Consider the following 24,145-nt stretch of genomic DNA (forward strand, 5'->3'; position numbering starts at 1 on the left):
GGCTTCGAGCGCCACGGGTGCCCGAAGCCCCCGCCGTCGTCATGAGCAGACCTTGCCGTCCTTCGGCACCGTGCCCTGCAGCAGATACGCGTTCACCGCGGAGTCGACGCAGTCGCTCCCCTTCCCGTACGCGGTGTGGCCCTCGCCCTTCCAGGTGAGCATCACACCGACGTCCTTGCCGAGTTCGTCCGCCATCCTGCGGGTGCCCTCGTAGGGTGTCGCCGGGTCGCCGGTGTTGCCGACCAGCAGGATCGGTGCCGCACCGGGCGCGCTTACCTCCGGGGTGTCGTACTGCCCGGACACCGGCCAGTCGTGGCACCAGCCGGCCGTGTCCCAGCCCAGCATGGGGCCGAACACGGACGAGACCTTCTCGAACCGCGGCAGCAGCTTCCTCGCCTCCTCGGCGGTCGGCCGCTGCTTGTCGTCCAGGCACGATATGACCCGTTGAGAGTGGTTTCCCGTGGCGTAGTGCCCCGCGGAGTCCCGGTCGTTGTACTGGTCGGCGAGGGCCAGGAGTTGAGACCCGTCTCCCTCCTGCGCCGCCGCCAGGGCGCTGGTCAGCGTCGGCCAGCTCGCCTCGCTGTAGAGCGGCAGGATCAGTCCGGTGAGCGCGAGTGCCTCCGTGAGCTTGCGCCCGGAGGAGGTCGGCAGCGGGCTCGCGTCGATCCGCTTCAGCAGGTCCACGATCTTCCGCGAGCCCTCTTCGGCGCCCTGGCCGGTGGACTTGAGGTAGTTGTTCAGCGCGCGCTGAAAACCCCTCGCCTGGTTCTCGGCGTGCCCCGCCGAGTCTGCGCTCGGGTCGACCACCGCGTCCAGGACCAGCTGCTCCACGTTCTTGGGGTACAAGTGGGCGTAGACGCCGCCGAGTTCAGTGCCGTAGGAGATGCCGAAGTAGTGCATCCGCGTGTCGCCGAGGACCTGGCGCATCAGATCCATGTCGCGGGCGGTGTCCGTGGTCGACACATGCGCCATCAGCGTGCCCGCGGACTCCTGGCAGCCCTTGCCGAAGGCGGCGGCGTCCCGGAAGTACGCCTTCTCCTCGGCAGGGGTGTCCGGCGTGATGTCCAAGGACTCGGAGGCTTCGATCTCCTTGTCGCTGCGGCAGCGGACGCCTTCACTGGCGCCGACCCCGCGCGGGTCCCAGCTCACCAGGTCGTACCGCTCGCCCAGCTCGGACGCGTTCGAGGCGTACCACGGCAGGGTGGACAGACCCGAGCTGCCGGGCCCGCCGAAGTTGAACAGGAGAGAGCCGATGCGGTCGTCGCCGCGGGACTTGGTCCGGATCAGCGCGAGGTCGATCGTCTTGCCCCCCGGTTTCGTCCAGTCCAGCGGCGCCTTGAGGGTCGCGCACTGCCACTCGTCACCCGGCGCGGAGGAGTCCCCGGTGGCCTTGCAGCGCCCCCAGTCGAGCTTCTGCGAGGTCAGCGAGGACGGCAGCGGGCTCGCCGAGTCTGCGGACGCGGTCGGTGAACTCGGCCCGCCCGTCTCCCCACCGGCCTTGTCGCCGTCGGACGAGCCGCCGCTGCAGCCCGCGGCCAGCAGCGCGGCGGCGGCCGTCAGGGCCGTCCACCGTACGAAACGCGCCATGTCACTTCCCCCCTCGCAAGCCGTCCGCGCTGTGCCGCGGATGGCGGTCAGGCCATAGTAGGCAGATCACGAAAAGGCCGTGACGGCCTGTGGATAACTCTCTGACCTGCTGGTTTGCATGGCTATGAGGCGGTCTCAGGTGCAGACGGTGCCGGCCGCCGGAAGCTTCCCGTCCAGCAGAAAGGCGTTCACTGCGTCCTGCACACACCGGTTCTTGCTGTTGTAGGCCCCGTGGCCCTGCCCCTTGTACGTCAGCTCGACGCCCACCCCTTTGCCCAGCGCCTCCACCATTCTCCGTGCGCCCTCGTACGGCGTGGCAGGGTCGCCCGTGTTGCCGACGACGAGGATGGGCGCCGAGCCGGGCGCGCTGACGTCGGGGTGGTCTGCGGCACCCGCCACGGGCCAGTCGGTGCAGCTGAGCAGGGCCCAGGCGAAGGAGTCGCCGAACAGGTTCGAGGCGGACCGGAACTCGGGCAGCTTCTGCTCCACGTATGCGGGGGTGTACCGGGGTTTGTCGTCGGCGCAGTTGATCGAGATGTTGGCGGCGGTGATGTTGCTGTATTCGCCGTTCTCGCTGCGCCCGTTCAACGAGTCGGACAGCCGCATCAGGATCTGGCCGTGACCGCCGTACGCCTCCTGAAGACCCTGGGTGAGGAACGGCCAGTACTCCTGCGTGTACATCGCCTGCACGATGCCGCCGGTCGCGGCGCTCTGGGTCAGCTCCCGCGGGAAGATGCCCTCGATCGGCCTGCTGTCGAGGTCCTTCAGCAGCTTGGCGATGCGGTCCTCGACGTCCTGGGGGGTGTCGCCGATCGGGCAGCCCTCGGGCTTGGACATGCAGTCCTTGGCGAAGTTGTCCAGGGCGAGCTGAAAGCCCTTGACCTGCTCGAGCGCCCCCTGCTCCGCGTCCTGCGTCGGGTCGACCACCGCGTCGAAGACGGCACGGCCCACATTCTTGGGGAACAAGTGAGCGTAGACGCCACCGAGTTCGGTGCCGTACGAGATACCGAAGTAGTGCAGCTTGGCGTCGCCCAGGACCTGGCGCATCAGGTCCAGATCGCGGGCCGCGTCGGTGGTGGCCACATGCGGCAGCATCCCGTTGGAGTTCTTCTCGCACGCCTCGTTGAATTCCTTCGTGCTGTCCACCAGTTCCGTCCGCTCGGCGGCGTCGTCCGGCGATGCGTCCTGCTGGAAGTAGGCGTCGAGCTGCTGGTCGTTCTCGCACCGCACGGGCTCGCTGCCGCCCACCCCGCGTGGGTCGAAGCTCACCAGGTCGTAACGGGTGCGCAGCTTCGCGTAGGTGTCCCCGAAGCCGGGCAGCGTGGTGACGCCGGAGCCGCCGGGCCCGCCGAAGTTGAAGATCAGCGAGCCGATGCGCCGGTTCGCGGGGCCGTCGGACTTCACCCGGATCAGCTCGATGCCGATCGTGTCGCCCTTGGGTTCGTCCCAGTCCCGGGGCGCCTTCATCGTGGCGCACTGCCATGTGCCGCCGTCCGGCAGAGGCGACGGGCTGCCCTTGCCGCCCTGCGCCTGGGAGGGGGCCGGGCAGTCCTTCCAGCTCAGCTTCTGGGCCGTCAGGTCCTCGTCCCCGGAGTCGTCGTCGCTGCTGCAGCCCGCCAGCAGGGAGGACAGCAGCAGAGCGGTGACGGTCAGGGCAGCGGCACGCAGCCGGGGAGGGTTCGGCATGGTCCCATCCTGCGGTCGTACGAGGTGGGGCGCTCGGGGCGCGGGCCGTACGAGGTACCGCGGCGCCTCACCTGTTCGGTGCCCTCCGACGTACGGCGCCCTGCTCCTCGTACGGCAAGGCGCCGGGTCGGAAAGTCCGCGCGCACGACGAGACGTCGCGGTCCTCCGTACGGCAGTCCCGCTACAGCGCGCCCTTGCGTGTCAGCTGGTTGAAGGCCAGCCAGCCCGGCAGCACCGGCAGCCACAGCGTCAGCATGCGGAAGAGCAGTACCGAGGGGGCGGCGACCTCGCTGGGCAGGCCCACGGCGATCAGGCCGACGGTCAGGGTCACGTCCACGGCGCCCACGCCGCCCGGCGTGGGGGCCGCCGAGCCGAGGGCATTGCCCGCGAGGAAGACGACGGCCACGCTGGCGAGGCTGATGGACGTCCCCTGGCTGCCGAAGGCCCGGATCGACGCGTCCAGGCACATCACGAAGCAGGCGGTCAGCAGCAGCATGCCGCCGATGCCGGTGACCAGCTTCTGCGGCCGCTGCAGCACGTCCAGCATGCGCGGTACGACACCCGCGAACAGCGACCTCACGCGCGTGACGACGAATTTCCGCAGGAACGGCACCGACGTCACCACGAGCACCAGGACCGCCACCGTCAGCAGACCCGCGATGACCGTCCGGGACGGCGACAGCGACGGCGTCTTCTCGGTGCCGGTCAGATAGCCGAAGGCCAGCAGCATCAGGATGTGGCAGCCCAGCCCGAACAACTGCGATGCGCCGACGCTCGCCACCGCGAGCCCCGGCCGCACTCCCGCGCGCTGCAGGAAGCGCGTGTTGAGGGCGACACCGCCGACGGCCGCCGGAGCGACGATCTTCACGAACGACCCGGCGACCTGCGCCGCCACCGTCTTCCGGAACGACACCCGCTCGGGCACGAACCCCAGCAGCGCCATCGCGGCCGCCAGGTAGCTGGCCGCCGAGAACAGCACGGCCGCGGCCACCCAGCCCCACTGGGCGTTGGCGATCAACGGTCCGAACTCGATGTGGGTGAGCTGCGTCAGCAGGAAGTACGCGGCGATGGCGCCGGCGATGAAGCTGATCAGCGTGCGCGGCCGTACGCGTTCCAGCCGGGCGGGCTCTACCGGCGCCTGTGGCCTGATCCTCAGCACCTCGTGGCGGATCTGCGTGAGCAGGTCCTCCTCGCGTGCCTCCTCCAGGGCTTCGTCGATGGCCCGCTTCTCGGCCCGCGCCTGCGCCCGTACGGTCTTCTTGTCCGGCTTGCCTGGCTTGTCCTGCTTGTCGAACGCGGGCCCGGCGTCGCCCTCCGCCTCTTCGCTGCGAACCTGCTTGGCGTGCCGGGACGCCTCCAGCACCGCCTCGCGTTCGCGCTGGGCGCGCTCCCGGGCGAGTCTGCGCAGCGTCGCGCGCGTGGAGCGGCTCAGCGCGATGGGTTGCAGCATCGGCAGACAGTCGGCCACGGCGTCGGGGCCGAGCACGCTCACCGCCGCGGCCACCGCCCGCTCGGCGCCCACCCGCAGCCCGAGGGTCACCAGCAGCTGGGAGATGTCCATCCGCAGCAGCAGACTGTTCGCCGCGATCTCGCCGATGCGCAGGTCGGTGATGATCACCTTGCCGGAACGATCCACCAGGATCGCGTCACCGACCAGCCGGCGGTGTGCGATGCGCCGGGACTGCAGCGCCTTGACCTGGCGCCACGCGCCGTGCAGCAGATCGTCCGTGATCTCCTCGTCCGGGAGCGAGTCCAGGGTGCGTCCGCCGGAGTGCTCGTAGACGAGCATCACGGCGTCCGGGCCCAGCTCGGAGGTGGCGATCAGCTTGGGCGCGTTGGCCCCGGCCGCGATGGCCGCGTAGGCGAGGAGCGCCTCCTGCTCCAGGGCCTGCCGCAGCGACTGGAGGCTGCTGCGGGTGGCGAAGCCGCGCAGCGTGAGATTGCGCCACGCGCGATAGAAGAAGCCCTGCGCCTGCTGCTCGCGGTCGACCACCGTCACATCCAGCGGCGGGCCGTCCTCCAGGGTGACGAAGTAGCGGCGGCCGCGGTCGGTGGTGGTCTCCTGGGCGTCGGAGACCTCCTCGCGGGCCGCGCTCACCGGGCGGAAGCCGACGTGCCGCAGGCCCGCCATCAGGGTCCGTCCGGTGGGACGGACGTTGGGCGAGCCGACCGCGTACAGCGTGCCGTAGGCGACGGTCCAGCCGATCAGCAGCGTCAGGAGGATCGAGAACGGCGTCGTGTAGCCGGTGACCAGCATGGAGAAGGCGTAGAGGACCAGGACCGCCCACAGGACCGCACGCCAGCGTGGCCGGCGGGACATGCCCACAGCGGTCATGTACGCGATGACCGGGGCGAGATAGCCGTGCACCGGGTCGGTGAGGGAGCCGACATCGCCGGGCGAGGGCTGGGTCAGCGCGTCCCGGATGGACTCCGGGGCGGCCCGCGCGACCCAGAGGTCTGTGGCGAGTGTCACACCGTGCGCGAGGACGGCCGCGAGGACGCCGTCGGCGATGCGCAGTCCGTCCCGCTTGATCAGCCGCTCGATGGCGAAGGCGACGGGCACCAGGAGGATCGCGATGCTGGACACCAGTCCGGCCATCTTGCTGAACACGTCGGGCGCCTGCCCGGTGCCCTTGTTGATGTCCTGTTCGAGACCCGAGGTGGTCCCGTGCGCGAACGCGGCGATCGCGAGCAGCAGGGCCATGCCCAGCACGCCCACCAGGAGCCGCATCAGGTCGGACGGACGGTGCACGCGCGCGGGGAGCAGCGGTTCGTCGCCCTCCACCTCGTCGACGTGCGCCTCTTCGAGGTCGTACGCGGCCTTGCCCTCGACGGCCTTGCGGCCGGCGTCGTTCGGGTCGGCGCCCTTTCTGGCCTCGTCCTTCTTGCCGCCGTCGCTCTCGCCGTGGTCCTTCTCGCCGGCGTTCGCGGTGCCGGGGCGCGACGAAGCGTCAGAGGTGCTCTCCGCGTCCTCCGGGTGCACACCCTGTTGCTTCATCGTCTCTTCTTGATCTCGTATCACCAGTCACCGCCCGCACGATGGTGGCATGCCCCACCGACACACGGGGGCATCAGGGTGCAAATGCGGGGGCGCACAGTCTGCCCGAAGCGCCGCCACGGGGCGAGGGATACGCACGGTGGCGAGCGCCTCACATTGTCGGTGGTGTGCGGCAGGATGGGCCGGATGAGCGAGGAGAGCCTTCCGGATGACGCCCGCCCGGAGTACGACGACGCCCGTCCGGTGGACGCGGATGCGCTGCCGGAATACGCCGAACGGGTCCTTGAGGTCGCGGAACTGATCCCGCCGGGTCGTGTCATGACGTACGGGGACGTCGCGGAGTGGCTGGAGGAGGGCGGGCCCCGTCAGGTCGGCCGTGCGATGGCCCTCTACGGGGGTGCCGTTCCGTGGTGGCGGGTGGTCCGCGCGGACGGCGCGCTGCTGCCCGGTCACGAGCTGAGAGCGCTGGAGCACTACCGCGCAGAGGGCACGCCCCTGAAGGAGGCGAGCAGGGCCGCCGCGGGCCACGTGCCGCGCCTCGACATGAAGCGGGCGCGGTGGGACGGCGGTGAACGCGCACAGGGTCACACCTGACAGCTTCCGCCATCGGACGGCCCTCGGTGTGACCTGTGATCCGTACGGGGGAAACGGGGCACGTCCGTGGCATGACGTACGTTCGTGAGGTGAGGGACCGGTGGGGCAGGAGCGGCTAGAGGGATGAATCGGAAGCCCTGCTTCCGTGCCATCCGTCGGCGTAGCGTCGGCTGCACGTGCCTCTCTCATCCCGCGGCCACCGCCCTCCGCGCGCGAGGGGCGGCCGACCCGTCACCCGTCCACCACCCCTCAACGACGGCGCTCCGCGCCGGCTGTGACCACTTGCACACCCACCAGGACCGGCGAACCACGTGAGCTCCTCTTCCTCCACCAGGCGCCTGTCGCACCCCCCGGTGCGACAGGGGACCCGTGGCGCTTACCGGTTGGTGCGTACCCCTGTCGTGCAGGTGGATCCCCCTCGTCTGGACGCCGCTCAGCGCATCGTGGTTGACCACGGGGCCGGCCCGTTGCTCGTCCTCGCAGGTCCGGGCACCGGCAAGACCACCACGCTCGTCGAGTCGGTGGCGGCCCGCATCGCCCGCGGCGGGGACCCCGAGCGCATCCTGGTGCTGACGTTCAGCCGCAAGGCCGCAGTGGAGCTGCGCGACCGGTTGGCGCTGCGCATAGGGGCGGCGCGCGCGCCCCAGGCGACCACCTTCCACTCGTTCTGCTACGCCCTGGTCCGTGCCCATCAGGACAGCGACCTGTTCGTGGAGCCGCTGCGGCTGCTGTCCGGCCCCGAGCAGGACGTGACCGTCCGTGACCTGCTCGCGGGCGAGCCGGAGCTTGAGCGGCTCGGCCTCGCGCACGTGCGCTGGCCGGACGAACTGCGTGCCTGCCTGACCACGCGCGGCTTCGCCGACGAGGTCCGCGCGGTCCTCGCGCGCAGCCGCGAACTGGGCCTCGGCCCCGACGCCCTGGACGCCTTCGCGCGCGGCATCGGCCGCCCCGACTGGCGCGCCGCGGCCGCCTTCCTCGCCGAGTACCTCGACGTGCTCGACATGCAGGGCGTGCTCGACTACGCCGAACTGGTCCACCGCGCGGTGCTCCTCGCTCGCCGCCCCGAGGCCGCCGAGCGGCTCGCCGCGCAGTACGACGCCGTGTATGTCGACGAGTACCAGGACACCGACCCGGCGCAGGTACGGCTGCTGCACGCCCTGGCCGGCGGTGGTCGCACCCTGGTCGCCTTCGGGGACCCCGACCAGTCGATCTACGCGTTCCGGGGCGCCGACGTGAACGGCATCCTGGAGTTCCCGCGGGCCTTCCCGCGCGCGGACGGCCGCCCCGCGCCCGTCGAGGTCCTGCGCACCTCCCGCCGCTCCGGCGCCGCCCTGCTGGCCGCGACCCGGCTGCTGACGCAGCGCATGCCGCTGACCCGGCTCCCGGCGGAGAAGGTACGCGCCCACCGAGAGCTCGCACCGGTCCGCGAGGGCGGCCACGTCGAGGTGTTCACGTACCCGACGCCCGGCACCGAGCTGGACAACATCGCCGACATCCTGCGCCGGGCACACCTGGAGGACGGCGTGCCCTGGGGCGACATGGCCGTCCTGGTGCGTGCCGGGGCGCGCACGATCCCGACGGTGCGCCGGGCGCTCACAGCCGCCGGGGTGCCCCTCGACATCGACGGCGACGACCTGCCGCTCAGACACGAGCCGGCGGTGGCGCCCCTGCTGACGGCGCTGCGGGCGGTGGCTGCGGCGGAGGCGGCCGACGGGGGCGTACGGCGTGAGCGCGACGGTGACCTCGTCCGCCCGCAGGAGGCCGACGTACGACCGCAGCAGGGCGACCCTGCCGACGGCGACTCCACGGACGAGCCCGCCGCCTCCTGGCTCGACACGGAGACCGCCCTCACCCTGCTCGCGTCCCCCCTCGCCGGCATGGACGCCGCCGACCTGCGGCGCCTCGGACGTGCCCTGCGCGACGAGGAGCGGGCGGCGGGCAACCCCTTGCCGCCGCCCTCCGACGAACTGCTCGCGCGGGCACTGGCCGAGCCGGAGCGACTGGCCGTCCACGACCCCACGTACGCGCGTGGCGCCCAGCGCCTCGGCGCGCTGCTCCGCAAGGCCCGTGAGCGCCTCGCGGGCGGCGGTACGGCCGAGGAGGCGCTGTGGGACCTGTGGGAGGGCACTCCGTGGCCCGCGCGCCTGGAGCGGACCGCCCGTCGCGGCGGCGCGGCCGGCCGCAACGCCGACCGCGACCTGGACGCCGTGTGCGCGCTCTTCGCGACCGCGGCCCGCGCGGAGGAGCGCAGCGGCGGCCGGGGCGCGCTGAACTTCCTGGAGGAGATCGAGGCCGAGGACATCGCCGCCGACACCCTCACGCGGCGTGCCGTACGCCCCGACGCCGTACATCTGATGACCGCGCACCGCTCCAAGGGCCTCGAATGGCGGCTGGTCGTCGTCGCGGGCGTCCAGGAGGGCCTGTGGCCGGACCTGCGCCGCCGCGGCTCCCTCCTGGAGGCCGACCGCATCGGCCGTGACGGGCTCGCCGAACCGCTCACCCCGGGCGCGCTGCTGGCGGAGGAACGCCGCCTGTTCTACGTCGCCGCCACACGCGCGCGTGAACGCCTCGTCGTCACGGCCGTGAAGGCCCCGGCCGACGACGGCGACCAGCCCTCCCGCTTCCTCACCGAACTCGGCGTCGAACCGAAGGACGTGACGGGCCGCCCGCGCCGCCCGCTGTCCGTCGCCGCACTCGTCGCCGAACTCCGGGCGACGACCGTCGACCCGCGCGCGTCGGCCACGCTGAGGGAGGCCGCCGCCCGCCGGCTGGCCCGCCTCGCCGCTCTCGCCGACGAGGAAGGCCGCCCCCTGGTCCCCTCCGCGCACCCCTACCGCTGGTGGGGCATGTTCGAGCCGACCGAGTCCAAGGTGCCGCTGCGCAACCGTGACCAGCCCGTCGTGCTCTCCGGAAGCGCCCTCGACCAGCTCGCCAACACCTGTGCCCTGCAGTGGTTCCTGGGCCGCGAGGTGAAGGCCGACGCGCCCGCGACCGCCGCCCAGGGATTCGGCAATGTGGTGCACGTCCTCGCCGACGAGGTCGCCTCCGGACACACCCCGGCCGACCTCGCCGTCCTCATGGAGCGGCTCGACTCCGTGTGGAACGCGCTCGCCTTCGACGCACCGTGGAAGTCCGCGCAGGAGAAGGACAACGCGCGCGTGGCGCTCGAACGCTTCCTGAAGTGGCACGTGATGGACCGTGCGGGCCGTACACCGGTGGCGAGCGAGCACGACTTCGACGTGACCCTGGAGGCCGGCGATTTCGAGGTGCGCATCCGCGGCCAGATGGACCGCGTCGAGGCCGACGGCGACGGCCGCGCCTACGTCGTCGACTTCAAGACGGGAAAGCAGGCACCCAGCGCGGCCGAGGTGGCCCGCCACCCGCAGCTCGCCGTCTACCAGCTCGCCGTCCGCGAAGGCGCGGTCGACGAGGCCTTCGACGGCGTACGCCCCGAGCCCGGCGGCGCCGAACTCGTCCAGCTGCGCCAGGGTGCCGCCAAGCGGGACGGCGGCGAGACGCTGCCCAAGGTGCAGGGGCAGGAGCCCCTGGAAGGCGCCGAGGGGGAGTGGGTCGGCGACCTCCTCGCCACGGCGGCGGGGAAGGTCCTCGACGAGCGGTTCACGCCCACCGCGGGCCAGCACTGCACCCACTGCGCATTCCGGGCTTCGTGCAGCGCGCGGCCCGAGGGGCGGCACGTGGTCGAGTAAGCCGGACCACATGGGGCCGGCCAGGACGGGCAGCCTGAGCTCGAGCAACCGGAGTGATGGATCGCACCACGGGTGCTGACCTGCGCTTCTTCCAGCCCGCAAGGCGATCCGGCATCGGCTGTCAGTGTCCGCCGCTAGCCTCTCTGAGGTGTCCGCCCGTATCACCGATCCCGAGCAGCTCAAGGAGCTCCTCGGCATCCCGTTCACTCCGGAGCAGACGGCCTGCATCACCGCGCCGCCCGCCCCGCAGGTGATCGTGGCCGGAGCCGGTTCGGGCAAGACGACGGTGATGGCGGCACGCGTGGTGTGGCTGGTCGGCACCGGCCAGGTCGCCCCGGAGCAGGTCCTGGGGCTCACCTTCACCAACAAGGCCGCCGGTGAACTCGCCGAGCGCGTCCGCAAGGCGCTGATCAAGGCCGGCGTCACCGACCCGGACGCCATCGACCCGGACAACCCTCCGGGCGAGCCGGTGATCTCGACGTACCACGCCTTCGCGGGCCGTCTGCTGACCGACCACGGCCTGCGCATCGGCCTCGAACCGACCTCCCGCCTGCTCGCGGACGCCACCCGCTACCAGCTCGCCGCGCGCGTGCTGCGCGAGGCGCCGGGCCCGTACCCGGCCCTCACCCGCTCCTTCGCGGACCTGGTCAGCGACCTCCTCACCCTCGACGCCGAACTCGCCGAGCACCTCGTCCGGCCGGAAGCCCTGCGCGCGTACGACGCCGAGCTGCTGCTCACCCTCCAGGGCACCAAGCTCAGCAACGCCGATCTGCGCAAGGTCCCCGAGACGGCCGCGGCCCGCCGCGAACTCGCCGAGCTCGTGGTCCGCTACCGGGCCGCCAAGCGCGAGCGCGACCTCCTCGACTTCGGCGACCAGATCGCCCTGTCGGCACAGCTCGCGGGCATTCCCGAAGTGGGCCGCGTCCTGCGCGACGAGTTCCGCGTGGTCCTCCTGGACGAGTACCAGGACACGTCCGTCGCCCAACGCGTCCTCCTGGCGGGCCTGTTCGGCGGCGGCACCGGCCACCCCGTGACCGCCGTGGGCGACCCCTGCCAGGCCATCTACGGCTGGCGCGGCGCCTCCGTCGCCAACCTCGACGACTTCCCCGAACACTTCGCCCACGCCGACGGCCGCCCCGCCGGCCGCCAGGCGCTCAGCGAGAACCGCCGCAGCGGCGGCCGCCTCCTCGACCTCGCCAACGGCCTCGCGGAGCCCCTGCGCGCCATGCACGCGGGCGTGGAGGCCCTCCGCCCGGCACCCGGGGCCGAGCGCGACGGCACGGTCCGCTGCGCGCTGCTGCCGACCCATGCCGAGGAGATGGACTGGATCGCCGACTCCATCGCCCACCTCGTGCACACAGGGACACCACCCGGGGAGATCGCCGTGCTGTGCCGCACGGCGACCGACTTCGCCGAGATCCAGGGCGCGCTCGTCGCCCGCGACATCCCCGTCGAGGTGGTCGGCCTGTCCGGGCTGCTCCACCTGCCCGAGATCGCCGACCTGGTCGCCGTCTGCGAGGTCCTCCAGGACCCCGGCGCCAACGCCTCCCTGGTCCGGCTCCTCACCGGCCCGCGCTGGCGCATCGGCCCGCGCGACCTCGCCCTCCTGGGACGCCGCGCACGGCTACTGGTGTCCCACGCGCGCGTGGACGGCGACGACGACCCGGACCGCCGGCTCGCCGAGGCCGTCGAGGGAGTCGACCCCGCCGAGGTGATCTCGCTGGCGGACGCCCTCGACACGTTCCTGGAGACGCCGCTGGACGGTGACGGGGACGACGACGGGCTGCCCTTCTCGCCCGACGCGCGCGTGCGGTTCGCGCGCCTGGCCGCCGAACTGCGCGACCTGCGCCGCTCCCTGTCCGACCCGCTGATGGACGTCCTGCACCGCGTCCTCGCCGTCACCGGCCTGGAAGTGGAACTGTCGGCGTCCCCGCACGCCCTGGCCGCCCGCCGCCGCGAGACCCTGTCCAACTTCCTCGACATCGCCGCCTCCTTCGCGGCCGGCGACAACGAGGCCACCCTGCTCGCCTTCCTCGGCTTCCTGCGCACCGCAGCCCAGTACGAGAAGGGCCTCGACAACGCACTCCCCGGCGGCGAGAACACCGTCAAGGTGCTCACCGCGCACAAGTCCAAGGGCCTGGAGTGGGACGTCGTGGCCGTCCCCGGCCTGGTCACCGGCGCCTTCCCCAGCACCAAGGGGCGGGAGAAGTGGACCGCCCAGGGCAAGGTGCTGCCGCACGAGCTGCGCGGCGACGCCGACACACTCCCCGACGTCGCCGCCTGGGACGCCCGAGGCCTGAAGGCCTTCCACGAGGCCATGAAGGACCACCAGCACACCGAGGAGCTCCGTCTCGGCTACGTCACCTTCACCCGCCCGCGCTCCCTGCTCCTCGGCTCCGGCCACTGGTGGGGCCCCACTCAGAAGAAGCCCCGCGGCCCTTCCGACTTCCTGCTGGCCCTGTACGACCACTGCGCGGCCGGACACGGCGAGATCGAGGCCTGGGCCGACGAACCTGCCGAGGACGAGGAGAACCCGGCCCTGCACCGGGCGAACACCGACCAGGTGTGGCCCCTGCCCCTGGACGAGGCTGCCCTGGCCCGGCGCCGCGCGGCCGCCGAGACGGTCCTGGCCCACCTGGAGAGCCTCACCTCGCACGAGGACGGCCACCCCGCCGCGGCGCACGACCCGGACACCTACGACGACCCCGACTGGCCTCCGCCCCCGGAGGACGACGAAGCGCTCTACGACGAGTACGAGGAGGACTTCCCCGAAGACCCGGCAGACCCGGTCTCCGGAGAGGGCCCGGTCTCCGGAGAGGGCCTCGTCTTCGGAGAGGATCCGGCCGACTGGGACTCCTGGACCACGCACCGCCCCTCGGCCGCGCACCAGGTGACGGTGCCGCACCAGGCGACATCCCCGGAAACCCCTGCCGAGCCCCCGAGCGCACGCCCGCACCCGACGGAACCGGACCCCCTCATCCCCCAAGGGACTCGCATCCCCCCCGAGGAGGCCCGCACCATCGCTTCCTGGGACCGCGACCTCGACGCCCTCACCGGGGAGCTCCTGCGCTCCCGCGCGAGCGTCACGGACGTCCCCCTGCCCGCCTCGCTGACCGCGTCCCAGCTGCTGCGACTGGCGGCCGACCCGGACGGGTTCGCGCAGGAACTCGCGCGCCCCATGCCGCGCCCCCCACAACCGGCCGCACGCCGGGGCACCCGGTTCCACGCCTGGGTCGAGGCACGCTTCGAAGAGCTGACGCTGCCCATGCTGGAGCCGGAGGACCTGCCCGGCGGCGAGGCCGAGATCGCCGACGAGCGCGACCTGGAGGCCCTCAAGGAAGCCTTCGAGCGCACCGAGTACGCGCACCGCACGCCGTACCGGGTCGAGGCCCCCTTCCAGCTCGCGATCGCCGGCCGCGTCGTACGGGGCCGTATCGACGCCGTCTACAAGTACGGCGACGGTGACACGGCGACGTACGAGATCGTCGACTGGAAGACCAACCGCACTCGTACCGCCGACCCGCTCCAGCTGGCCCTTTACCGGCTCGCCTGGGCCGAGCAGCAGGGCGTGCCCCTGGAGTCGGTCAACGCCGCGTTCCTCTATGTCCGCAGTGGTGAGGTCGTGCGCCCGGACGCCCTGCCCGGCCGGGCCGCACTGGAGCGGCTGCTGACCGAGGAGCCGGTCGCGGAGGCGGACTGTGAGGAACCGCCCACCGAGGATGTCGGTGCGGGCCGATAGGCTCGTGACCATGAGCCAGCCCGTTGACAGTGCCGTCAGCGCCGTCCGCACGTACATAGAGCAGCACCGTGCCGCCTTCCTCGACGACCTCGCCGAGTGGCTGCGCATCCCGTCCGTGTCGGCCCGGCCCGATCACGCGCCCGACGTACACCGCAGCGCCGACTGGCTCGCCGCCAAGCTCAAGGAGACCGGCTTCGCGACCGCCGAGGTCTGGCTGACCCCGGGCGCGCCCGCCGTCTTCGCCGAGTGGCCCTCCGGGGACCCCGATGCACCGACCGTCCTCGTCTACGGCCATCACGACGTGCAGCCGGCCGCCCGCGAGGACGGCTGGGACAGCGAACCCTTCGAGCCCGTCGTCCGCGAGGGGCGCCTCTACGCGCGCGGGGCGGCCGACGACAAGGGGCAGGTGTTCTTCCACACACTCGGCGTCCGCGCCCACCTCGCCACCACCGGCCGCGTCGCCCCGGCCGTCAACCTGAAGCTGCTGATCGAGGGCGAGGAGGAGTCCGGCTCCCCGCACTTCCGCGCGCTCGTCGAGGAACACGCGGACCGGCTCGCGGCGGACGCCGTGATCGTGTCCGACACCGGCATGTGGTCCGAGGACACCCCCACCGTGTGCACCGGCATGCGGGGCCTCGCCGAGTGCGAGATCCGGCTGTACGGCCCCGACCAGGACATCCACTCCGGTTCCTTCGGCGGTGCCGTCCCCAACCCGGCGACCACCGTGGCCCGCCTCGTCGCCGCCCTGCACGACGAGCACGCACGCGTGGCCATCCCGGGCTTCTACGACGGCATCGTCGAACTGACCGACCGCGAGCGCGAGCTCTTCGCCGAGCTGCCCTTCGACGATCGGCAGTGGCTGCGCACCGCCAAGTCGTACGCCACCCAGGGCGAGGCCGGCCACACCACCCTGGAGCGCATCTGGGCCCGCCCCACCGCCGAGGTCAACGGCATCGGCGGCGGCTACCAGGGCCCCGGCAGCAAGACGATCATCCCGTCCTCGGCCATGGTGAAGCTCTCCTTCCGGCTGGTCGCGGGACAGGACCTCGACCACGTCGAGAAGGCCGTCCGCGCCTGGGCCGCCGAGCACATTCCCGCCGGTATCCGCTCCGAGATCACGTTCTCGGCGGGTACGCGCCCGTGCCTGACGCCGCTGGACCACCCGGCGCTGCAGTCCGTCGTACGGGCCATGGGCCGCGCCTTCGAGAAGCCCGTTCGTTTCACACGCGAAGGCGGCTCGGGCCCCGCCGCCGACCTCCAGGACGTCCTCGGCGCTCCCGTGCTCTTCCTGGGCATCTCCGTCCCCTCCGACGGCTGGCATGCCCCGAATGAGAAGGTCGAGCTGGACCTGCTCCTCAAAGGCGTCGAAACCACCGCATACCTATGGAGCGACCTCGCCGCGAACTGGCGCCATGCGCCCTGAGTCACCGGAGCCGTCCAGAGCGGTGTCGCGCGCGGGGCACACTGAAAAGGCCGCCCCGCACCGCCGAGCCCTGCCGCCCCCGGTCGTCTCCCGTCCCACGTCCCGTCGATCCGCCCGCCGAAGCACACCGTTCCACTGGGGGAGTTGGAAGCACCCGTGACCACCTGGACCGACCACACCGCCGACCGCCCCATCTCGCTCACCGCCCCGAGCGGCATCGACCGCGCCGCCCACCACCGGCTCGACGAGGCCTGGCTCGCGGCGGCGTGGAGCCACCCCACGACCCGCTGCTTCGTGGTCTCCGGCGGCCAGGTCCTCATCGACGAGACGGCTGACGGGCGCACGGAACTCGTCATGACCCCCTCCTTCGAAGCCCCCCTCACCGAGGCGCACCGCTACTTCCTCGGCATCGACGAGGACGGCGTCAGCTACTTCGCACTCCAGAAGGACGCCCTGCCCGGTCGCATCGACCAGTCCGCGCGCCCGGCAGGCCTGCGCGAGGCGGGCCTGCTGCTGTCGCCGCGCGACGCGGGCCTGATGGTGCACGCCGTGGGTCTGGAGAACTGGCAGCGCACCCACCGCTTCTGCTCCCGCTGCGGCGAGCGCACCGCGATCGCCGCGGCCGGCCACATCCGCCGCTGCCCCGCCTGTGGCGCCGAGCACTACCCGCGCACCGACCCCGCCGTGATCATGGCCGTCATCGACGAGGACGACCGCATCCTCCTCGGCCGCCAGGTCCACTGGCCAGAAGGCCGCTTCTCGACGCTCGCCGGCTTCGTCGAGCCCGGCGAGTCCATCGAGCAGGCGGTGCGCCGCGAGGTCTACGAGGAGGCCGGTGTCACCGTCGGGCGCGTCGAGTACGTCGCCAGCCAGCCCTGGCCCTTCCCGTCCAGCCTCATGCTCGGCTTCATGGCCCGCGCCACCTCCACCGAGGTCGACGTCGACGGCGACGAGATCCACGAGGCCCGCTGGTTCTCCCGCGACGAACTGCGCGCCGCCTTCGACTCCGGCGAGGTCATGCCGCCGTACGGCATCTCGATCGCGGCCCGCCTGATCGAGCTCTGGTACGGCAAGCCGCTGCCTACGCGCAGCGTCTGAGCACCGAACGGCGCCCGAGCACCGAACGGAGCCGCCTGGGCACCAAACGGAAGGGTGGCCGCCCCTGATCGGGACGGCCACCCTCTCCGAGCGCGTCGGTCACACGCCGATCTTCTGCTTCACCTGAGCCAGCGACGGGTTCGTCAGCGTCGAACCGTCCGCGAAGAGCACGGTCGGGACCGTCTGATTTCCGCCATTCGCCTTCTCGACGAACGCCGCGGACGCGGGGTCCTGCTCGATGTTGATCTCGGTGTACGCGATGCCCTCGCGGTCCAGCTGCTTCTTCAGCCGCTGGCAGTAACCGCACCACGTCGTGCTGTACATCGTCACAGTGCCCTGCATGTCTCGCGCGCTCCTTAAATGGCTCCGGGGAACGGATCGTCCAGAGAGGGAACGTACGCGACCGGGACGCCATTCCCACCCGGGGTATGCCCGGTGACGTGACGCCTGCCGCATTAGTACGACTATCGGTGCCTGCCTGTGGACAACCGGCACAGCCGTCTCCGGCGACCTGGCAGCATGGCCGTGTGACAGCAGCAACGCACTCCACCCTCTTCCCGCAGGCACCGGACTCTGCCGACGCGGTGCTCGACGGGCTCGACCCCGAGCAGCGCGAGGTGGCCACCGCCCTGCACGGACCGGTGTGCGTGCTCGCGGGCGCCGGCACGGGCAAGACCCGGGCGATCACCCACCGCATCGCCTACGGCGTGCGCGCCGGCATCCTCCAGCCCTCCAGCGTGCTCGCCGTCACCTTCACCAACCGCGCCGCCGGAGAGATGCGCGGCCGGCTGCGCCAGCTCGGCGCCGCCGGAGTCCAGGCCCGTACGTTCCACTCGGCCGCCCTGCGTCAGCTCCAGTACTTCTGGCCGAAAGCCATCGGTGGCTCCATGCCCCGTCTCGTCGACCGCAAGATCCAGCTCGTCGCCGACGCGGCCGCCGCCTGCCGCATCCGCCTCGACCGGAACGAGCTGCGGGACGTCACCGCGGAGATCGAGTGGTCCAAGGTCACCCAGACCGTCCCCGCCGACTACGCACTCGCCGCCGCCAAGGCCGGCCGCGATGCCCCCCGGGACCCGGCCGAGGTCGCCCAGCTCTACAACGTCTACGAGGACCTCAAGCGGGACCGCTCGGTCATCGACTTCGAGGACGTCCTGCTGCTCACCGTGGGCATCCTCCAGGACCGGCACGACATCGCCGACCAGGTCCGCTCCCAGTACCAGCACTTCGTCGTCGACGAGTACCAGGACGTCAGCCCGCTCCAGCAGCGTCTGCTGGAGCTGTGGCTCGGCGACCGCGACAACCTGTGTGTGGTCGGCGACGCCAGCCAGACGATCTACTCGTTCACAGGAGCAACTCCCGACCATCTGCTCGACTTCCGCACCCGCCACCCCGGTGCCACCGTCGTCAAGCTGGTCCGCGACTACCGCTCCACCCCCCAGGTCGTCCACCTCGCCAACGGCCTGCTCGCCCAGGCCCGGGGCCGCGCCGCCGACCACCGCCTGGAACTGGTCTCCCAACGCGACCCCGGCCCCGAGCCCGTCTACACCGAGTACACGGACGAGCCCGCCGAGGCCGAGGGCGCCGCCCGCCGTATCCGGGACCTCATGGACGCGGGCGTCCCGGCGAGCGAGATCGCCATCCTGTTCCGTACGAACTCCCAGTCCGAGAGCTACGAGCAGGCGCTCGCCGACGCGGGCATCCCCTACCAGCTGCGGGGCGCCGAGCGGTTCTTCGACCGTCCCGAGGTGCGCAAGGCGGGTATCGCCCTGCGCGGCGCGGCCCGCTTCGGCGGCAACGACTCGCTCCTCGACGACGTCGTCGACCTGCCCTCGCAGGTGCGTGCCGTGCTGTCGGGAGAGGGCTGGACGACCGAGCCTCCGGCCGGGTCCGGCGCCGTCAGAGAGCGCTGGGAGTCGCTGGCCGCCCTGGTGAACCTCGCCCAGGACTTCGCCGCCGCCAAACCCGGCGCGACCCTCGCCGACCTCGTCGCCGAACTCGACGAGCGGGCGAACGCCCAGCACGCCCCGACCGTGCAGGGCGTCACTCTCGCCTCCCTGCACTCGGCCAAGGGCCTGGAGTGGGACGTCGTGTTCCTGGTCGGCGTCGCCGAGGGCATGATGCCGATCACCTACGCAAAGACCGACGAGCAGATCGAGGAGGAGCGCCGCCTCCTCTACGTCGGCGTCACCCGGGCCCGGCAGCATCTCCATGTCTCCTGGGCGCTCACCCGCGCGCCCGGCGGCCGGCCCAACCGCCGCCCGAGCCGCTTCCTCGACGGCCTGCGCCCCGGCTCGGCCGCCACCGCCGGACGCGCCGCCGCCGGCGGCCCGGGAGGCGTCGAACGCGGCTTCACGAGCAGACCGGATGTCGCCCCGAGAAGAACCCAGCGCACCCCGGCCCGCTGCCGCGTCTGCGGGCGCACCCTCACCGATGCCGGTGAGATGAAGCTGATGCGCTGCGAGGACTGCCCCTCCGACATGGACGAGGGTCTCTACGAACGCCTGCGTGAGTGGCGTGCGGTCCAAGCGCAGCTCAGCGGGCAGCCGGACTTCTGCATCTTCACGGACAGGACCCTGATGGCCATCGCTGAAACGGAGCCGAGCAATCCGGTCGAGCTGTCCCGCATCCCCGGTGTCCTCAAGCGCAAGCTCGACCGCTACGGAGCCGATGTGCTGGCCATCTGCGCAGGCCAGGAGGTTGGGGAGGGCGCCGACGGGGAATGACACGAACTCGTCGAAAAAATAGTTTGCGCATGCCCCAGCAATCCCCATAGGTTCTTAGCCACGGGAACGGAGGCCTTCTCGGAGGCCCCAATTCCGTGTTCTACTTGCATACCCGTCGGACTGGCTCACCCCAGTCCCCCGAGACGCCGAGAGGAGGCGAGTCCAGTGATCAGCATCAACACCAGCTCCATCAGCACCGTGAAAATGACCGATCGCTCGGTCGTCGCCTCCCTGTGCATGCTCGGCGCCTCGAACCAGGGCACCGGTCTGTCCGGCATTCGTGCCGCGCGTCCGGCGTCCTCCGTTGCTCCCGCGGGCCTTCCCGTCCGTGAGCGCAATGAGCGACCGACCAAGGCACTGGAAGCGGCAGTAGCGGCACAGGCGCAGGCCTATGCCTTTACGGCGACCGGTGCCGGATTCCGGAAGCAGACGACGCAGCACCACCTGATGTGGGCCTTCCGTGGGCCAGAACCCTGGAGTGATCCAGCCTGATCGCCGATCAGGCCGGCGCCTTCAGGGCCGCGGAACCCCATCCGGGATCCGCGGCCCTTCTGTTTGTCCCCCAACGGGGATGACGGAGCCGAAGGGGCCTCGGGACAAGAAAAGAACCCGGTACCAGCCGCCACCCGGTCCCACAGGACCGGAACGAACAGACGAGGAAGACGAACCGTGCAACTCGAAGCGCACGCCCCGTCCGTACCGCCCTCAGACGCGATCCCCAAGCCCGGCCTCACGGAGGACTCCACCTTGACCCCGCTCACTGCGCTCACCGCGCTCGACGACGCCATCGAGAACCTCGGCGTACCCGTCCCCTGCCGTTCCTACGACCCGGAGGTCTTCTTCGCCGAGTCGCCGGCGGACGTCGAGTACGCCAAGTCCCTCTGCCGCACCTGCCCGCTGATCGAGGCCTGCCTCGCCGGCGCCAAGGAGCGGCGTGAGCCCTGGGGCGTCTGGGGTGGCGAGCTGTTCGTCCAGGGTGTCGTCGTCGCCCGGAAGCGGCCGCGTGGTCGCCCGCGCAAGAACCCGGTCACGGCATGAACACCGCAGGAACGATCGACCGTCCCTTCACGCACGACCCCCAGAAGCAGGCCCCGATGAAGCCGTCCACCCACGAACTCGCAGGCTCCGCGCCTGAAGACTTCACCACGAGTGGCGCGAACGACTCGCGTCAGAACAGGAACCGAGAGATGCAACTCATCCAAGAAGCCCTGGCACGTGCGCATATGCACGAGCGACAGCACGAGGCCGAGCAGGAACGCCGGGCCGTGCAGCTGGCGACCGCTCGCCGCATGCAGCGCCGGGCCGAGCGCGCCTCGATGCGTGCCCGCCGTGCGCTCGCCAGGGCGGTCATGCAGTAACCGACCCCACCGCCAGACGGTGGCCTCCCCGCCCGGGGAGGCGATGGCTCCCCGCGGGGGCCGGTCCGTGCGAACGGACCGGCCCCCGCGGTGCGTTGTGTCGGCCGATCGGTCAGTGGCGGCGATATCGTCGCCGAGTGACGAGTCTTCCCGGAGACAGCGACAACGGCGGTTCCGCCAAGGAGCCTGGACCCCTCGTGTGCGCCCGCTGCGGCACCCAGGCGCAGTCACCGCAGCCCACCTGGACCTGCTCCGTGGAGAACGGCCTCCGCCACTACTTCTGTGACGCCTGTTCCCGGGACAACCTCAGGGCGATCGAGGGGCGCCTGGACTCGGCCTGGTGGTAGCCCCGGCTCACGCCTCCGCCGCCGACTCCTCCTCGCCGGTCTCCTCCTCCGGTGCGAACCCCGGCAGCCACTCCTCCAGTTCCTCGCGCAGCCGTACCGTCGCGCCCAGCTGGCACAGCACGCCGATGGTGCTCAAGGTCACGCGGTGGATGAGGAGGTACGCCGGGGGCAGGTTGAGCCGCTTGCCAAGTTGGTAGGCGGGGGAGCGGGGGTCGGCGACGCGGGCGGCCTGGCTGCGCATCCAGCCGCGGGTGAAGGTGAACTCGTCCACCTGGGCCGGTTCGATGATCGGCAGCAGGTAGTCGAGGACGGCGTCGGGGTCCAGGTCTATTGAGTCCTTGACGAAACCCTCGGCGCAGAGGAGTTCGTAGACGGTCTCCGCCTCGCCGTCCAGGGTAAGGCGCAGGGAGTCGCCGATAGGCGTCGGCAGGCCGCCCGGAAGGCGGTCGACGGTGCCGAAGTCGAGGACGCCCAGCCGCCAGTCGTCCTCGCCGTCCGGGCCGCCCGGCAGGAGGCGGAAGTTGCCGGGGTGCGGGTCGGCGTGCAGGAGGCCGGTACGGGCCGGGCCGGAGAAGAGGAAGCGGGCCAGGAGCTGGCCGGCTCGGTCACGCTGCTCCTGGGTGCCGTCGGAGATCACTTCCGAGAGCGGCACGCCGTCCATCCACTCCGTGATCAGGACCTGGTCACAGTGATGGACCACCGCAGGCACGACGACGTCCGGGTCGTCGGCGAACTCCTCCGCGTGCACCTGCTGGGCCTGTGCCTCCAGGCCGTAGTCCAGTTCCTCGGAGACCCGGTCCTTGAGCTCGGCGATCAGCGGCTTGATGTCCATGCCTGGAATCAGCGGACCCAACAGCCGGGCGAAGCGGCTCAGTTGGTTCAGATCGGACAGCAGGGCCTCGCCGGCTCCCGGGTACTGCACCTTGACCGCCACCTCACGGCCGTCGTGCCACACCCCCCGGTGCACCTGGCCGATCGAGGCCGCCGCGGCGGGCTTGTCCTCGAACTCCAGGAACAGCTCGTGCCAGTCCGCGCCGAGCCGCTCCGCCAGCACCGTGTGCACGGTGCGCGTCGGCATGGGCGGCGCCGCCTCCTGCAGTTTCGTGAGCGCCGCCCGGTAGGGGCCGGCGATCTCCTCGGGCAGAGCCGACTCGAACACGGACAGGGCCTGGCCGAACTTCATCGCGCCGCCCTTGAGCTCGCCGAGCACCTTGAACATCTGCTCGGCGGTGCGCTGCTGCAGCTCACGGCCGACGATCTCCGCCGACTCGCCGACGATCCGCTTGCCCAGCCCCCAGGTCGCCCGCCCGGCGAAGCCGAGCGGGAGCGCGGCGAGCTTGGCGGTACGCGTGACCGCCTTGCGGGGAAGATCAGACATGCGCCCTCCAGGTCCCAGTCGGCCGCTCCGCGTCCGCCTTACGGCTCGACTCCTTCGACGGCCGATGCTCCTCCATTGTCGCGTGTGACTCCTCGTCCGCGGAGGGGTGTTCTCCCTCACCTTTCTCCGTGGCGCCGCACGGGCATGCCGGGTGCGCCCACACCGGCCGGGCATGCCAGCTCAGACCGGGCAGGGACACCTCCCAGCGTGCACCCGCGCTGGACGGAAGCCGGCCGTCCAGGAAGGCGAGGGCGTGTGCGGCCGCGAGCCCGGCGACCATGGTGGCCAGCGCGAGATCACAGGGCGGCACCTGGCGCGTCCTTCCCGAGCCCGAGCGCCACTGGGCGATCAGGCGGGGCCAGGCCGGGTCCCGGTCGATGCGCCCCTCGTTGAGGCAGCCGGCGCAGCCGGTCTCGCCGGGAAGGACGAGGGGGCCGACGACGCCGGTCCCCTCCACGACCCCGGCGTACAGATGGGGCGTACCGGAGGAGATCAGGGGTTCGGCTGCGGACGGGGAGGGTGCGTGCACGGCGACGTCGTCGCGCGGGGCGATGATCACCAGGGAGTGGCCCGTGCTCTGCTCCCCGGGAGAGGAGCGAGGGCCGCGGCGCGCTGGGCGGTCCGGTGCCGCGTGGCGTGCGGCCCGCCGCGCGGCCTCGTCCCTGCGGTCTCCGACCGCCTCGGCGGGCAGCCCGCCCGGTGCCACGTCCCACGGCTCGACACGGCCGACGTCGCGTACGTCGACCTCGCCGACGCCCGCGCCCGCGAGCAGCGAGGCCACTACCGCGCCCACCCGGCCGGCGCCCCTCACCTGCACGCGCAGGGAGCGGCGGGCGGCCAGGCGGCCGATCGCCCCGCCCGGCTCGGACGTGGTCAGCGACAGGGTGGCCAGATCGGGGCGCAGCCGGTCCAGGACATCCTTCCTGCCGCGCAGGGCGTCGGCGGCCGGGCCGCCTCCCTTCGCGTCGTCGAGCAGTCCTGCCCCCGCAAGCCGCCGCACCAGCTCGTCGACATGACCGTCCGGCAGATCCATACGGCGGCCCTCTTCGCGCAGCAGATCCGGCCCGCGGGTGCCGTTGAGCAGGTCGAGGAAGCTGCCCGTCGCCGTGTCCATCGGGCCCAGCGTCATCGCGTGCGCCGGGGTCATCCCGAACTGCACGGTGTTGAGATCGCGCCACCCACGCCTGAGGGCGGGCTTCACCAAGGGAGCGAGCGGAATCGCCGAATGCGATGACTCAGGTGAATGTGAGGAGTTCGCCGAATGCGAAGAGTCGGCTGAATGTGAAGAGTCTGCCGACTTTGTCGAATCTGCGGAAATCGCCGAAAGCGTCGCTTGCATGAACTGGCCCCCGTAGCCGTCGTGGAACGTCCCCGTGCGCCGATGGAGCTCGGTCGCAGCTCCGCCGGTGACTGTCAGCATGCCAAGCCGCGGCATCCGGCGTCGAAAGTTGTCCACAGGCGGTGGATATTCGTCGTACAAATCAAACGCATGGTGGGGGATCGGGAT

General features: G+C 71.7%; 16 protein-coding genes. 10 read left to right on the forward strand and 6 right to left on the reverse strand.

The genetic code is table 11. The features are described 5' to 3' along the window. Positions 1–39: 39 nt before the first annotated feature. The 3 genes from ACIBU0_RS10570 to ACIBU0_RS10580 all read right to left on the reverse strand — a co-directional run bounded on the left by ACIBU0_RS10570 (position 40) and on the right by ACIBU0_RS10580 (position 6,271). Positions 40–1,587: an alpha/beta hydrolase gene (locus tag ACIBU0_RS10570; RefSeq protein ID WP_398814771.1), complete on the reverse strand. Its 1,548-nt coding sequence runs from the start codon at positions 1,585–1,587 to the stop codon at positions 40–42. Positions 1,588–1,722: 135 nt separating this feature from the next. After that, positions 1,723–3,273: an alpha/beta hydrolase gene (locus tag ACIBU0_RS10575; RefSeq protein ID WP_398814774.1), complete on the reverse strand. Its 1,551-nt coding sequence runs from the start codon at positions 3,271–3,273 to the stop codon at positions 1,723–1,725. A 181-nt stretch (positions 3,274–3,454) separates the two neighbouring features. Then, a complete protein-coding gene (locus tag ACIBU0_RS10580) occupies positions 3,455–6,271 on the reverse strand; it encodes a lysylphosphatidylglycerol synthase domain-containing protein (protein ID WP_398814777.1) in 2,817 nt (938 codons plus the stop codon). Positions 6,272–6,457: 186 nt separating this feature from the next. Here ACIBU0_RS10580 and ACIBU0_RS10585 point away from each other — a divergent pair, with 186 nt between their 5' ends. The 5 genes from ACIBU0_RS10585 (at position 6,458) to nudC (ending at position 16,832) form a co-directional block, all read left to right on the forward strand. Then, positions 6,458–6,865: an MGMT family protein gene (locus tag ACIBU0_RS10585; RefSeq protein ID WP_398814780.1), complete on the forward strand. Its 408-nt coding sequence runs from the start codon at positions 6,458–6,460 to the stop codon at positions 6,863–6,865. Between the two features lie 311 nt (positions 6,866–7,176). Further along, a complete protein-coding gene (locus ACIBU0_RS10590) occupies positions 7,177–10,572 on the forward strand; it encodes an ATP-dependent helicase (protein WP_398814783.1) in 3,396 nt (1,131 codons plus the stop codon). 148 nt (positions 10,573–10,720) lie between these two features. Beyond that, positions 10,721–14,311: a UvrD-helicase domain-containing protein gene (locus tag ACIBU0_RS10595; RefSeq protein ID WP_398814786.1), complete on the forward strand. Its 3,591-nt coding sequence runs from the start codon at positions 10,721–10,723 to the stop codon at positions 14,309–14,311. A gap of 10 nt (positions 14,312–14,321) precedes the next feature. Further along, a complete protein-coding gene (locus tag ACIBU0_RS10600; protein WP_398814789.1) occupies positions 14,322–15,734 on the forward strand; it encodes a dipeptidase in 1,413 nt (470 codons plus the stop codon). A 156-nt stretch (positions 15,735–15,890) separates the two neighbouring features. Next, positions 15,891–16,832, forward strand: a complete 942-nt coding sequence (gene nudC / locus ACIBU0_RS10605; RefSeq protein WP_398814792.1) for an NAD(+) diphosphatase — start codon at positions 15,891–15,893, stop codon at positions 16,830–16,832. Between the two features lie 99 nt (positions 16,833–16,931). On the opposite strand, the gene ACIBU0_RS10610 is transcribed toward nudC, so the two are convergent. Then, positions 16,932–17,174 carry a mycoredoxin gene (locus tag ACIBU0_RS10610; RefSeq protein ID WP_031479355.1) on the reverse strand — a complete coding sequence of 81 codons (243 nt, stop codon included), beginning with the start codon at positions 17,172–17,174 and terminating at the stop codon, positions 16,932–16,934. 185 nt (positions 17,175–17,359) lie between these two features. Between ACIBU0_RS10610 and ACIBU0_RS10615 the strand changes: the two genes are divergently transcribed. From ACIBU0_RS10615 to ACIBU0_RS10635, 5 genes are all read left to right on the forward strand, one after another. Then, positions 17,360–19,555, forward strand: a complete 2,196-nt coding sequence (locus ACIBU0_RS10615; protein ID WP_398814795.1) for an ATP-dependent DNA helicase UvrD2 — start codon at positions 17,360–17,362, stop codon at positions 19,553–19,555. A gap of 165 nt (positions 19,556–19,720) precedes the next feature. Continuing rightward, positions 19,721–20,047 (forward strand): hypothetical protein, encoded by a 327-nt coding sequence (locus tag ACIBU0_RS10620; RefSeq protein WP_398814798.1) that lies wholly within the window; start codon positions 19,721–19,723, stop codon positions 20,045–20,047. A 177-nt stretch (positions 20,048–20,224) separates the two neighbouring features. Beyond that, positions 20,225–20,593, forward strand: coding sequence for a WhiB family transcriptional regulator (locus ACIBU0_RS10625; RefSeq protein ID WP_109496206.1), 369 nt, complete (start codon positions 20,225–20,227; stop codon positions 20,591–20,593). Beyond that, positions 20,590–20,913, forward strand: a complete 324-nt coding sequence (locus ACIBU0_RS10630) for a hypothetical protein (protein ID WP_398814801.1) — start codon at positions 20,590–20,592, stop codon at positions 20,911–20,913. The genes ACIBU0_RS10625 and ACIBU0_RS10630 overlap by 4 nt, the downstream gene beginning before the upstream one ends. A gap of 137 nt (positions 20,914–21,050) precedes the next feature. After that, a complete protein-coding gene (locus tag ACIBU0_RS10635; protein ID WP_398814804.1) occupies positions 21,051–21,260 on the forward strand; it encodes a hypothetical protein in 210 nt (69 codons plus the stop codon). Positions 21,261–21,267: 7 nt separating this feature from the next. On the opposite strand, the gene ACIBU0_RS10640 is transcribed toward ACIBU0_RS10635, so the two are convergent. Continuing rightward, the gene (locus ACIBU0_RS10640) at positions 21,268–22,638 is read right to left on the reverse strand and encodes an ABC1 kinase family protein (RefSeq protein WP_398814807.1); all 1,371 of its coding nucleotides are present in this window, start codon (positions 22,636–22,638) and stop codon (positions 21,268–21,270) included. Next, entirely contained in the window at positions 22,631–23,785 is a 1,155-nt protein-coding gene (locus ACIBU0_RS10645; RefSeq protein WP_398815546.1) for a TOMM precursor leader peptide-binding protein, read from the reverse strand. Before ACIBU0_RS10645 ends, ACIBU0_RS10640 begins: the two co-directional genes overlap by 8 nt. Positions 23,786–24,145 lie beyond the last annotated feature (360 nt).

Source organism: Streptomyces sp. NPDC049627, assembly GCF_044465645.1.
Taxonomy (GTDB): Bacteria; Actinomycetota; Actinomycetes; order Streptomycetales; family Streptomycetaceae; genus Streptomyces.

Bases quoted from the DNA above. Each gene is read 5' to 3' on its own strand.
- ACIBU0_RS10570 (WP_398814771.1), bottom strand. From the start codon at position 1,587: ATGGCGCGTTTCGTACGGTGGACGGCCCTGACGGCCGCCGCCGCGCTG.
- ACIBU0_RS10575 (WP_398814774.1), bottom strand. From the start codon at position 3,273: ATGCCGAACCCTCCCCGGCTGCGTGCCGCTGCCCTGACCGTCACCGCT.
- ACIBU0_RS10580 (WP_398814777.1), bottom strand. From the start codon at position 6,271: ATGAAGCAACAGGGTGTGCACCCGGAGGACGCGGAGAGCACCTCTGAC.
- ACIBU0_RS10585 (WP_398814780.1), top strand. From the start codon at position 6,458: ATGAGCGAGGAGAGCCTTCCGGATGACGCCCGCCCGGAGTACGACGAC.
- ACIBU0_RS10600 (WP_398814789.1), top strand. From the start codon at position 14,322: ATGAGCCAGCCCGTTGACAGTGCCGTCAGCGCCGTCCGCACGTACATA.
- ACIBU0_RS10610 (WP_031479355.1), bottom strand. From the start codon at position 17,174: ATGCAGGGCACTGTGACGATGTACAGCACGACGTGGTGCGGTTACTGC.
- ACIBU0_RS10630 (WP_398814801.1), top strand. From the start codon at position 20,590: ATGAACACCGCAGGAACGATCGACCGTCCCTTCACGCACGACCCCCAG.
- ACIBU0_RS10640 (WP_398814807.1), bottom strand. From the start codon at position 22,638: ATGTCTGATCTTCCCCGCAAGGCGGTCACGCGTACCGCCAAGCTCGCC.
- ACIBU0_RS10645 (WP_398815546.1), bottom strand. From the start codon at position 23,785: ATGACCCCGGCGCACGCGATGACGCTGGGCCCGATGGACACGGCGACG.